Source organism: Cetobacterium sp. NK01 (assembly GCF_024506395.1).
Taxonomy (GTDB): domain Bacteria; phylum Fusobacteriota; class Fusobacteriia; order Fusobacteriales; family Fusobacteriaceae; genus Cetobacterium_A; species Cetobacterium_A somerae_A.
The window spans coordinates 143233-156946 of the sequence record NZ_JANIBO010000003.1 but is presented as its reverse complement, the minus strand read 5'-3'; the positions used below and the strand labels follow the sequence as shown (position 1 = coordinate 156946).

At 24.8% G+C, this 13714-nt stretch carries 9 protein-coding genes; all 9 read right to left on the bottom strand.

Annotated features, from left to right (window positions below; all coding sequences use genetic code 11):
* Position 1 precedes the first annotated feature (1 nt).
* The 9 genes from NON08_RS12815 to NON08_RS12775 all read right to left on the bottom strand — a co-directional run bounded on the left by NON08_RS12815 (position 2) and on the right by NON08_RS12775 (position 13713).
* On the bottom strand, positions 2-1972 hold the full coding sequence (locus NON08_RS12815) for a hypothetical protein (RefSeq protein WP_256692013.1): 1971 nt from the start codon (positions 1970-1972) through the stop codon (positions 2-4).
* Between the two features lie 133 nt (positions 1973-2105).
* Positions 2106-3239: a hypothetical protein gene (locus tag NON08_RS12810; RefSeq protein WP_256692012.1), complete on the bottom strand. Its 1134-nt coding sequence runs from the start codon at positions 3237-3239 to the stop codon at positions 2106-2108.
* 76 nt (positions 3240-3315) lie between these two features.
* Positions 3316-4944, bottom strand: a complete 1629-nt coding sequence (locus tag NON08_RS12805) for a hypothetical protein (protein ID WP_256692011.1) — start codon at positions 4942-4944, stop codon at positions 3316-3318.
* 425 nt (positions 4945-5369) lie between these two features.
* Positions 5370-5999, bottom strand: coding sequence for a hypothetical protein (locus tag NON08_RS12800; protein WP_256692010.1), 630 nt, complete (start codon positions 5997-5999; stop codon positions 5370-5372).
* Positions 6000-6147: 148 nt separating this feature from the next.
* A complete protein-coding gene (locus NON08_RS12795) occupies positions 6148-6906 on the bottom strand; it encodes a hypothetical protein (RefSeq protein ID WP_256692009.1) in 759 nt (252 codons plus the stop codon).
* 9 nt (positions 6907-6915) lie between these two features.
* On the bottom strand, positions 6916-7920 hold the full coding sequence (locus tag NON08_RS12790) for a hypothetical protein (protein WP_256692008.1): 1005 nt from the start codon (positions 7918-7920) through the stop codon (positions 6916-6918).
* A 3-nt stretch (positions 7921-7923) separates the two neighbouring features.
* A complete protein-coding gene (locus tag NON08_RS12785) occupies positions 7924-8781 on the bottom strand; it encodes an OmpA family protein (protein WP_256692007.1) in 858 nt (285 codons plus the stop codon).
* 15 nt (positions 8782-8796) lie between these two features.
* The gene (locus NON08_RS12780; protein WP_256692006.1) at positions 8797-10383 is read right to left on the bottom strand and encodes a MotA/TolQ/ExbB proton channel family protein; all 1587 of its coding nucleotides are present in this window, start codon (positions 10381-10383) and stop codon (positions 8797-8799) included.
* 15 nt (positions 10384-10398) lie between these two features.
* Positions 10399-13713 carry a hypothetical protein gene (locus tag NON08_RS12775; protein ID WP_256692005.1) on the bottom strand — a complete coding sequence of 1105 codons (3315 nt, stop codon included), beginning with the start codon at positions 13711-13713 and terminating at the stop codon, positions 10399-10401.
* Between the last annotated feature and the right edge of the window lies 1 nt (position 13714).

Below are 13714 nucleotides of genomic sequence, written 5' to 3'. Positions count from 1 at the left end.
TTTATATCACCACTTCATATATAAATTTTAAATTTTTATTATAATCTTCTGCCAATTCTAATACTAAATTAATTTTATTACCTATTATAGCCACCTCTTCTATCTCTTTTTTATCAAAAGATAGATTCAATTCTATTCCATTCTCTTTAATATTTTTATAATTATCAGTAATTAAAAAATCATCGGTTTCCTTTCCTTCTCCATCAATAGCAGAAATCTTTAAGGAACACTTTGAATATTTTTTTATCTCCTCTACTCCAGTTAAATCTAAAAGTAACTTCTCTTTATCTTTTGAAATTTTTCTTTTTGCACTTCCACTTGCTAATTTTACAAACTTTCTCTCTTTACCGTTTACTTCTTTATTAATTGTTCTTTTACTAGGAATTTTTTCTTCCACTCTTTGGTCTTCATAGTCAGAAGAACTAGTTATCGGTTTATTTGAACTTTCTTTAGTTTTTGAAGGAGTTGATTTAGCTACTATGCTACCATCTGAAGATATTTCAAAATCTCCCGTTGAAGTTTTAGTTAAAATTAGCTCCTCTATTTCATCCTCTTCATCTATTTTACTACTATTTCTATCTCCTTTTTCTGATATTTTAATTATTGATTTATTTTCTTTATCAATTTTTTTAAAATTATAGTTCATTTCATAAATAATATCTGAAGTATCAATTTTTCCATCAGCAGGATTTAACTCTTCTAATTTTTTAGAAACAACTTTACCTATTTCACTATCTAAATTATTTAAAAATCTAACTGCATTTTGTTTAAATACCTTATCTTTTATATGTTCAGATGAAAGTTGAGTATGTGCTTCATTCTCTAATGATTTTAAGAATATATCTTCTTCTATGCTTTTAGAGACTAATACAATATTAAAAGCTGAAGATGAATAACCTTTTATTGATTTTTCAGCCACCTTCATCCCATTGGTTCTAAAAACACAATATCTAGCTACCTTCAATCCATCTACAATATCTAAATACATATCAAAAAAATGCTCTTTTCCATTTTTATCAAAAATTTTCAACTCTGTTTTATCTTGATTTTTAAAAGTCTTAAAATATAAAGGACTTAAATTTGAATTTCTATTAAAATCTTTTAAGTTTTGTTCATAATACATCTCATTTAAGATAATATCTTCCAAGCTTTCACTATCTATTTTTTGATTAGAAACATTCACTTCCAACTCTTTATTTAATATACTAATGAAAAAACTATCACAAACACTTTTTGTAATCTCATTAGCATCAAAAAATTCATCTTTTACAAAGGGAATTACAACTTTTAACCCTCTAGTTTCTTTAGAAAAAATTGAGTGAACATCTTCATTTTTATAAGCTTCAAATCTATCCACTTTAAAATTTGCAAAATAGCCAGTTCCCAAAAAATTTCTTCCGTCATAAGAATGATCTATAAGCTCACAAGTTCCACCTAAATACATCTCTTCTAAATCATCCTTAGTTGCAAAATACATTGTTGCAATATCTGAAGCTGCATTTGATGCTATTTTTCCTATTCCGTGGGATCCACCTCTTTGAGCTTCTTTCTCTTCATCCTCATCCTCTGCATGAAAACCTTTACTATATGCATATGCTACATATGGAGATTTTTCTTTCGTTGCACCTGACAAACCTTTTGTATTTGAATCCTCTACTATCATTACATTGCATTTTTCATTTTTAACAACGTCTTGCATATTTGCTATTGTTTGTCTTGAATATTGATTTTCTCCTTTTAACGAATCGATTCTTACTTTTAAACACTCAATTCCTGGAAGATCTCTTGTGTATATCTCCTTTAAATCTACATCAATTTTTACAGGATTTTCATCATCTAGTTTTGCATCACATGAATTTTGTATATTCTCTCTAATAACTCCAGCTATTCCATGTTTATCAAAATCAGACATAGATTGATTAAACTTATAATTTGAACAAATATCTGTATTATTGAAATGCCATTTTTTCATGATAGTCTCCTTTTAATTATTTAAATCTTATTTATTTTATATTTTGTTATTTATCTACTTTTAAAATCGAAAAATCCCTTTATAATAAACAGATTTTTGTTTTTTATCTGTCTAATATAAAGGGAATAAATATCTAATTTATACTTTTTAGTTTCTTTTCAACCTCTTTAGATAACTCTGTTGCTTCCTGTCTTAATTTTTTTAACTCTTTTTTTTCTTCAGGTGTTATATTCAGATTTGATTCATCTACATTTAAACTTACAGTTATTAGATTTTCTAATCCTACTATCATTTTAATATTTTCTTCTATATTATTTTCCTTCAATGTTTCTTTTAATAAATTCATATTCTCTTTTATCATAGGAATGTTACTTTTGTCTTCAAATTCATAACCACCAGTAATTAAACCTAAAGTTTTTACTCTTCCACTAGCATAATAAGTTACTCCACTTTCCTCTGAATTAACCCAATCTAAATCTATAGTCGAATATTGGCTTGACTCTTTTTGGGGAGTTGATATCTCTTTTGAATTTTTAACTATATAATCTAATTTTTTATAAAGTTGAGATAAATTAATTACATCCTCTAAAAACTTAGGTGTATAATTTAAAACTATATTATTTACCGACTCTAAATTATTATTTTTTTCTAAGTCATAAGTATCTTCTAACTTAATATTAAAAATCTCTTTTTCATCCTCTTTATTTATAAATTGAATTAAATTGCCACCTTTTTTAGGTAGAAATAAAGTTATCTTTGTTTCTTTAGAATTCACTAAAATATTATCAAATATAACTACTTCCATATCTCTTATTGGTTCAAACGCATATAGAGAATCCCTTATTTCAACAAACTTTTCAATAATTTTTAAATACTGCTCATACTCTATCTCTATACTATTATATGGTGTACTAAGATATATATATGGTTTTATATTATTCAAATCTATTGATATTACAGAAAATAAACTATTTTTTTTACTTAAAGTTCTAAACCAATAACTATTTTCTTCACTTATTCCTATTGCCGTATTATCATATAAAAACTCATATCTTAACTCGGTTGAATAATTGTATAGTAATTTTAATCTTTCTTGAACTTTTTTTAATTCATTTAAAGATTTTTCATTAAAAATAGTCTTTGATACTTTTGTTTCCGAAACTTGATTTACTTTATTTTCTTGCTTTAACTCTTGTGTTTTACTTTCCTCGCCTTTACAACCTATTAAAAAAGCTAATAAACAAATTCCTAGTAATTTTTTTCTCATTTTTTCCCCTTACGTAAATCATTTTTATTTATTAAATATGTATTATACTTTCTAAAATATATTTCTCTTATATAATTTAAATACCTAGCTCTGCCCTTATTCTATTATTCTTTTTAGATTTTTTGAAATTATATATAAAAATTATTATTCCTACAATAGTTCCTATTGGAACTAAAAATAATAAACAAAAACTAATAAAATAAAGTATTCCAGATTTTACTCTTGATAAAATTTTATTGCTAGATCCTACTTTTTTAAAATCTTTTTCAATTTTTTCTTTCAACTTTTTTATTTCTTCTAATTTTTTATTTTTTATTTTTTCTTCAATTAAAAAATTAATAACTGTTTGATAAATATCATTTATCTCTTTCAAAGAAGAAGTCTTTTTTAAAACTAAATTAATTTCTCCCATTTTTTTTATCTCTTCTGAATACTCATTTTTTACTTTATTTATCTCTTCTTTTGTATCAAATATAAAATCAAATTCTTTTAAAGTTCTATATTCTTTATCAAAACTAACAATTTTATCCTCTATTTCTTTTAATGTTTTAGTATATAAACTTTCATCAAGAGAAATTTTTAATTCATCTCTGTATATTTTTAATTGTTGTTTAGAATTTATACAAGCTTCTTCTGTTGTCAAATCTAAGTCTTTAACTTGTTTTTTAAATATGCTTAAATTAAGTTGATCCAATTGCTGTTTAAGCTTATTCAATTCTAAATCAATACCTAGTTCAGAATAAAAATTCAATATTTTTTCCTTTAATATTAACAGCTCCTCTTTTGTTGATGAGCTTTTATATCCTTTCCAAATCTCTTCTGATAAACTTGCAACAATATCTGGAATTATATCAAAATTAAGCCAAGTAGTAAGCTTAGATAATTCTTTATTTTTATCTCCATAATGTTTTAAAATGTATTCATATACACCATAATTATAAGGGTCTAGAGTAAATATTTTAACTATATTTTCTTCTCTAGTGGTTTCATTAAATTTAGGAAGATTATTACAAATTGCATTTGCTTGTTTTTCATCACTTACACTAATTTTTCTCTTTATTCCTAATAGTTCTGTTAAAACTTCATGAATATAAAATACTGAATTTTCAATTCCAGCAACAAGAATTTCTTTATTTTCTTTATTTGAATATAAAAGTCCTTTTTTTCCAGCTTCAACTACACTAGAACCAATTTTTGCAATACCATTAATAGTTCCATGAACAGCTCCTGTTGCTAGATTTAAAGTCCCCGCTTTTGTTGCACTCTTAAGTGCTCCTCTTATACCAAATCCTACCCCTATCCAACGTGAACGATTTTGACGTCTACTTCTTCTATAATTATCTAATTGCTCTGTGTTTAAAATAATTTGTAAGTATTGCTCATTAACTTCGTCAAATGAATTTTGCCAATCTGAGATTATTCTTTCTCCAAATTTTTCTAGAAAATATTCTGAATCATACATTGATATATCATTCTTTATTAAAATATCTACAGCATACTCCATTGCTTCTACGATAATACTTGCTCCATCCTCTAATCCAATTTCAGAAAACTTTTCAATACTTCCATAAGAGTTATATAAATTTAAATATTTTTGACCCAGCCTTAAAGCTTCCGCATGAAATACTTTTCTAATTTCGATATAATCTATATCATCTTGAGTAAAAATAATTTCCCTATTAGCTATTTTAAAAACTTTGTTCATTTATTCCCCCTGTATTTATTCTCTTGTTTTCGTTTACTAACTATAAATTATACTCTCAAAGTTATATTTTATCTATTTGAAAATTTTTTTATTTTTTTTAAATTTTCTTCTATATTAAATTTTTGGAAAAAAAGACTAATATTTTAAGACTAAATAATTTACGAGAAAAATTATAACAATAATATTTGAGTTCCATAAAGAGTAATTCCTTAAGCAATAAACAAATATTCCTAAAGATTCAATGACTCTCCTTTTGTCAACTTTATTATCTTGAGATATTTTTTTAGCTAGTAGTCAATTTATAATAATACTATTTCACTTAGTAGAAAATTTAAAATAAAAAACTCCCTTTGAAATAAACAGACTTGTATTTTATCTGTCTACCACAAAAGGAGAGTATTTTTAATTTCTTAAATTATATTATATTAAAACTGACTTAATGCATCTCTAATTGCATTTCTCAAAGAAAACTCAACAGCATTATTTATATTAACTCCCAAATCTCCAAATAGCAAAAGAAAGTTTTTTTCATTTTTACTAGTTACTGCATTTCCATTTTTTATTTTAATTACTCCTGTTTCATTATCTACAAGTTTTACTTCTAAAGAAGTTTCAACATAAAAATCTGCATCTGTATATATTATTGGAATCCATATTCCACCACTACTAATTTGCATATTAACTATTTTTATATATACATTATATTTAGCAGGAATCATTTTAGTTTTTAAAGGTACATTCGTCATCTGTTTAGAAAATATATGTTCCTCTACTACACTTTCCATTTCATTTCTTTCAACAACATTAAATCCACTATTACTAAACTCACTTTGGGCTATAGTTAACAAACTTTTTCCAAATGTTTTTTCTAAATTTTTCTCATTATCATATGAACTGGTAAAAGATACTATGTTTACAGTCCTACCTTGTCCTATTTTTACTGATTGTATTTTTGTATAATCGTTTTTTACAACCTTTGGAGTTTTATACCCACACCCTAAAGCTAATAGCATTATAACTACTAAAAGCAACCTATTTATTGATCCTTTTAACATAACCTCCCCCTTAATTTACATCATTTTTATATAACTACATGAATTTAAAACAATTCCTTTTATTTTTTACAAGAAAAATCCTATCTAAAGTTTTTTATCGTCAATATAAATAAAAAGAGATTGATTAAAAAATCAACCTCTTGCTTTATTATTTTTCAATTTTTAAAGTATAATATTGATAAAAATTACTTATAACAACATCAAATACAAAGCTTTTTAATTCATCTATTCCTTCTATGACATATTCATAAGGAATATCTGCAAGCTCTTCTCCTATGTTAGGCTTTACATCTGACATAAAGCTTTTTAAATGCTTTCTAATATCTAGATATATCTCTTCCAAAATCCTATTTTTTTCTTTATTGTTCTCATAAAATGATTCATAAAGATTATAAGAATTTTTTTCTAATAATTCTAATTTAGAGAGCTCTTTTTTTATCTTTTTTTTCCAACTCCATCTTAAAAGAAAAAATGGTTTATTTAACTCTAAAGTTTTTAGCTCTTTTTTTATTTCTTTAAAATCACTTTCATAAAGCTCCAAATCTTCTTTAGAGAAATCTCCAGTTATACTACTTTCAAAATTTTTATTAAATAAAATTTTTGAAAATTTATGTACTTCTTCTTTTAAAGAATCAATATCATTAGTAAGTTTTTTAGCATCTGTTTCCAACTTTCTTTTTGGAATATCAATTACTGCTTTATTAAAAAACTCCATAACTTTTTTTATAATATACACAAAAGTCTTTTCATCATAATTTTCTCTAAAAACTTTATAATAAGTCACTGCAAAATCCGCTGCTATTTTTGCTGTTATCTCATTTTTTACAGAAATATCATTTTTTATGAGATAGCATTTTTCTGTTATTTCATTTTGAGCATCTATCATTCTAATTTTAATCCTTTCCATTTATTTAATTTAAAATTTCCAAAAATAATATCCAATGGCTGCCACTCCTGAAATTATTCCAGATGCAGCTACTAAAATACCAAGTATTTTAGGTATAGTGTCTATCTCTATCCATTTTATATCATAACCATAATGTCTAAGTTTTTTAGCCAGCTCTTTAAAGTTTTTAACCTCATATGTTGACGTTTTTTCTTTTAATCTTTGCTGAGATGTACCTATTTCAGATTCAACTATTCTATTATATCTATTCTTATCTAAAAGTTCTATTCTCATACTTTTATCTTTTCTTATAGTTAGTGATATTATATTTTTCCCTTCTAAAAAAATAAATATTATATTATCAATTTTTTCTATTTTATTAAAACGTACCCTCTTGTATTTTTTAAAAAAATTTCTAGCTTTATTAGGCAGCGCTTCAAGCATCTTCTCTTTTACAGCTTCTCTTAACTTTTCATCGAAAGCTTTCATATCAATATATCTTGATAACTCCAAAATAATAGGAGCTAACTTATTTAATATTTCAGGATTTTCCAATTTTTTTACAACATCTTCATAGATTTTATATTCTATTTTTATCTCTATTGGAAAACTCCACTCTGTATATAAATTTTTAGACTCTTTTATTATAAACTCTATAAAGCTTTCTTTTGTTACTGCTAAGTTATCTCTTGAATACCCTTCAATTAATTTCTGGATTTTTTCATCCTCTAGCTCATCTTCATAAAGATATAAATAAAGTTTAAAAGCATCTCCTTTTGTAAGAACCCTTAAAGGTGTTGCAGCAAAAAGAATCTCCTTTATATTCTTTTTTATATCAGCACTTCCATATTTAAATAATTTATTATTTTTTAAATTAGAAAATATTGTGTGGATATTCCTCTCCTTTATAAATCTCTTATCTATATTATTCAAATATGTATTTAGTTCACTCTCATTTTGAAAAGTTTCTATTTGTTCTCTAACTTTCAATAATTTTTCCAACTCTTTTTGTGATGCATTTGGTATTTTTATCATAACCTAAATATCTCCCGAAGAATTTTTTAACATTTTTTGAATATCTAGTCTATATTTAATAGTAACTCTTCTACTTTTATTTCTATCTACAATCTTCTTATTAGAATCTTGATATACTAGATTAGCATTACTTTTTCCATTAGATGATAAATATATTTTTAGTTTTTTCAATCTCTCTTCACCTAATGTTTCTATTAAGTATGGATCGCTATATATAAATCTAGCCACTTCATAAGCTCTTTTTTGTGATAAATCCAGATTATATAGGTAGTTTCTTTGAGGATCTTTAGAACCTAAATCATCTGTATGACCTTCTATTGTTAGCTGCTCTAAGAAATTTACAACTGTTTCATCATCTACAAAGGTAGAGAAAAATTTAGGTAAAATCTTTTGTAATTTCTCCTTACCAATCTCTTTTAACTGCCATTCATTAATACCAAAAAGAACACTATCATCTAGTATTAGCTCTTGATTTATCGTGTCTATTTTTATATCTTTATCATCTTTAAATGACTCTAATAATTTTTGATTAATTCTCTGATGTAATTCCTCTATCGTTGCTTCTTTTCTTTCTAAAATTCTTATTTGATTTTTAGATTTTTCCAATTCTAATTTTAATCTTTTTATAATCTCTTCATATTCTTTTAATTTTTGAGTCAATTCTTCCACTTTAAGCTTTAAAAATTTATTCTCTATTTTCAGCTCTCTATTTTCAACTTCTAATCTTTTTAATCTTTCTGGATCTGATCTTAAATGTTCTTTTACATATAATAATACAAATATTAAAAGAACTCCCATTATTAAATCACTTATAGATAAAAAGAATTGATTGTTATCATTAAATTTTATTCTTTTTTTCATTTATACAATTCCCTTCTATTCATCCTTTGGAGTTAACATCTCTTTCATATTTATTATTATATCTTTTATCTGACCAGTTACATTAGAAACTGTTGTATCATACTCATTTAATGCTTTTCCTATTTCACTTTCTAATTTCTCTTGGTTTTTAGTAATTTTAATATGTTGAGCTTCAAAATCTTTTCTTCTATCTTCCATACCGTCTACAATTAACTTTATATTGCTTTCCATAGTTTTATCTAATTCAACTATGTTTCCTGAATTTTTATCAAGTAATTCATTTGTCATATTTAAAAGATTTTCATTTTTAGTAAATACATCTATCAAACTTTCTTTTAGTGTTGAATTTATATTTTTGTACTGCTCTATTAAATTTACAGTCGTTGTATTTAGTGCTAGGCAATTTTTATTTGTAGTTTCTTCAAGAGCTGTATAATTTTTAGATGTTGTAGTTGTTAAAACACTTATACTCTGCTCAATCTCTTTTTGTAAATCTCCCATTCTATTTAATGAAAGCAAGAAATTCTCAGTTCCCTTCATATATCTATCATATTCTTGCATTGATTTTTGAGCATTTTCAAATATAGAGCTGCTTACTTCATTCATAGTTTTGAATCTATTAACTACTTTTGGAAGCTCTTTTATAACTCCTTCAAATATATTATTATTTGCTTCCAATCCATTTTTTGTTTCTGTTAAAGAGTTTTGAAGCTCTTTAAAAGTATTTATTAAATCTTGATTAAATATTTGATTTAATGAACTTGAAACTCTTTTACTTATATCTTGGCTCATATTAGTCATATTTCTATCCATACTTTTTGCAAACGTTCCAAATAATGCATCTTTATTTTTATCTATTGCCGTTGCTACTGAGTCACCTAACTCTCTTGTTAATGTTTCGCTTAGTTTTTTTATATTTCCCTCTATATTCATTAAAATATCTGAAGTAGTAGTAGCAGGAAATATTACATCCAAGTTATACTCAATTTTACCAATTTCGCTTACAGATTTTCCTATCCAATTTTTTTGGCATCTTGTATAAAGAATAGAGGTTCCCATTCCAACAAGACTTGTTAAAAAGGCTAAGCTCATTCCAGGAATTATTTTATCTATTATATTTAGCTGTTGACTCGTTGTTGAGTTAAAATCTATTTGACTAAGACTTAAAAATAAACCTAAAAATGTTCCCAAAACTCCAAGACCTACTAATGTAGGCCCCTTCTGATTTAAAGAGTGTAAATTAAAGTTTTTATCTATTAAGCTTATTTCATTAAAGTAATACTCACTTTTTACATCCTGGTAGTCTTTACTTTTTAGCATTTTATTATAGTCTTTTATATTTTCATCAAGATATTTAAACTGTTTTCTTGATAATAAATACTCCTCATACTCTTCATAAAGTTTTTTCAACTCTACTTCTTCCAATTCATTTTTTTGATTTTTAACTAAATCTAAAATATTTAGATAATCCTTTAACTCTGTTGCCAATTCTCTAGTTGGAAGTAAATCTACAAAAGATTTTACTGCATACCCTATTATTAATACACATAATATTATGTTTATAGTTTGTGTATATTCACTCAAATTCCCCATTATATTCATTTCCTCATCCTTTTCTTATATTTTTGACTTTAAATAAGCATACTCTTTATCAAAATCATCCTCTTTTTCGCTATCATTAGTTATCTTTTCATAATATCTTTTTCTAGCATCTGTAAACTTATTATCCCCTAATATTTTATTTAAAACATGTGTTAACTCTTTTATATCTAACTCTTTAGGTAAAGAGTCTAAACCATATTTTAAATACTCTAACTTTTCACTATTTTTAAATTCACTTCTATTCCATATTTTTTTGGGAATCTCTCCATCGTTTAACCAATTTAGATAATCTTGAATCAATCCTAAAATATCTTCAAAATTATCGCTTATAGCTCTTATCAATCCAATATCTTTATGAGAATCCTCTACAAAATATAAATTAAGTTGATTTTCATTATTTTCTTCAAAAATATTTTTAAACTCAGTTTTTGGTATCGTTACTTTAGCTGGTAAAATATGAGCTAAATACTCTGGAGTTGTAAATCCTTCTTCAAAATACTCTAAATTGCTTTCAATATTATAGAAATCCTCTGATACAAAAGTAAATATTTTTACATATTTATAATTTTCAGGAAATACTGTTCTAAAAATTTCATTAAATAAAACTGCCAAAGTTGTTGCAACATTGTTAAAGTTTGAAATTTTTAAATCTTTAGTTTTTAAGTTAATCGATAAAATCTGTCCGTTGTTATAATCTCTTTCAAATCTTTCACCTAAAGACTCCAAAGAGTTATACTTATAATCTTGATTTTTTAGACTTACTCCACCTAAAAATTCATAATATCCAGTTGTCTCTATATCGTAGTTAGCTGATAAAGTCTTTTTTTCTAAAATATAATTTCCATTTTCTACAGTTGCAAATGTGTTTTTTAATTTTGAATCTACCTTATCAATTTTTATCTTATCGTTATTTCTATAAATTATTCTTTTTACTTTTTCAGAAGGAACAATGTTTATTTTTTTATTTATCAAATCGATATTTTCAACTGTATAAGATTTTCCATTGAAACAATGAACTTGTCCTTTTAAATAGTTTTGGTATACGTGCTCATGAGGAACTATTCCATATACTCTTCTTCCAGAATCAATAATTTCAAAGCTTTCAAACCATTTAAAATTAACATTATCTGATATATCTCCACTTAACTTATAGAACTTTACTTCTTCAAAGTCATTCTTTTCCACATTATAAACTCTTTGTGTTTCTACAGTTAAATAATCTCTTTTTAAAAGATCAATATTATAAACATTTAAAAATAATTTCACTAACTCCTCTTCAACGTTTTTAATATTACTTTCAATAGACATCATCTCAATTTTAATATCCTCTTCAGATACCTTAATTTGTGTATTTGTTAATAGCTCTTTTAAATAAGCTGCAACTTTATAACTATTACTCTCTATTTTCGGTGTGTAACCGTAATGAGGAGAGTGTGAAAAATAGTCTATATTATCTATAAAATAATCCCTTAATAAATAATTCTCAGATATTATATTAATAAACACTTCTGAATTTCCTAACGAAGAGAATTTCTTTAGTAATGCTGGAGCATTATATATCTTATCTTCTACAAATAAAATATTTTTATCTCTCTTTTTTATTAAAGATGTTATAGGATTATTAATAATTATATTTCTGTATAAATCGTTTAAATTAGATTTTTTTATAGGCCTATCCTTTAAATGATCCTTTGCAATCTCTACATTGGCTTCATAACTTGAGTACGGTAAATTTCCTTGCTCAACCAAGTTTAGATGTTTAAATCCATAATTCCACGCTAAATAAGAGAGTGTACTAGCTATACCTAATTCAACTTTAGGAACTCCATCCATTATTTCAGTATAATATTCTTTCTTAGGATCTGCTTTCCATATTATTCCATAAAAATCTTTAGGATTAGTGACACCTATATTATGCTCTTTAGCATTTATTCCTAGATTTTTATTTATAGCTACATCTAAATTAGCTGTTCCATTGGATAGTATTATATACTGTGCTCCCTCATCTTCGTTTTTATTAACTTTAAAGTGAGTGTTTAGTATATTACTTAAAATACTTAGCGTTAGTATATTTTCAGCTATTTCATCTAACTTTTCATTTATTACAAAAATAACCAAATCTTTTAATTCATTTTGTTCCTCTTGAATTTTTTCTATAAAATCTTGTTGATATTTTATTATTTCACTTTGAGTTCCTATTAAAATATCCCAATTACTGTGATTTCTCCAATCATCAAATGTTACTATTTTTCTAATGCTTTTTTTATAAAGCTTCTTAAAACAATTTTCAAACCAACCTTTTATTAACTCTCTATTTTCTGAATTTGTATAAAGATCCGTTTCAGCTAGAACTAATATTTTTTTACCCTTTATAATACTTTTTTCCAAGTAGGAGAAAATAAATGGTGAAATCTCCTCATAATTAGAATCTGTTATTATAGTATCCTTACCTTGAAATAGATCCTCTAAAATAGCTAGATATTTAGGTTTTATCTCAAAATTTTTCTTTAAACTAAAATAAACCTCTTCAACATCTTTATTTTTTATATTTTCTTCTACAATTTGAGTATTCTCATTTATAACTTTGTTTTCTTTAAAAACATTGGCCATAACATTAGCAGGCCAAGTTTTTTTATAATCATGGTACAATTCATTGAAACTTTTTGTTTCTTCTTCTGCTATATTTTCACTATTTTTCTTTTGATAATTTTTAACTGTTGATTTATTCTCATTACCATTTAGATAATTATATAATTCAAATGTAAAAATAAACCCAAGTATCAAAAATAAAGGAAGATATGGCACTCCTAATACCTCTTTATGAGGCTTTAATAAGTTTATCTTGTATATTGTCATATAATTTGAAACTATGCTTAAAGCTCCAAAAATAAAGATTAAAATCTTTACTCCATCTCTAAAAAATCTGTAGTGATCTTTTAAATAATATCCATCCTCTAATCTTTCGTAAGGACTATTAGGACTCAAATCTCTTTTTTCATCAGATTTACTTGAAAAAACTTTTAATATAAATTTCTTTAAAATTAATATTGATAGAGTTATAGCCACTGGAACAAAGTATAGTAAATAATAAATAATTATTTCTTTATTTTCAACTTCAAAAAAGCTATCATAGTTAATTTTACTAGAAAAATAAATTGAGCCTCCAAAAGTTGTTAAAATTGCTATTACTAAAAATCCTACATTGCTAATCTGCTTATATCTTTTTCTTTTATCTAAATTTAATAAACTTAGAATAAATAAAACAACTGAATAGATTGATAGCAAACTTAAAAATACATTATCTTTTATAAAATTTATTATAGAATCCATT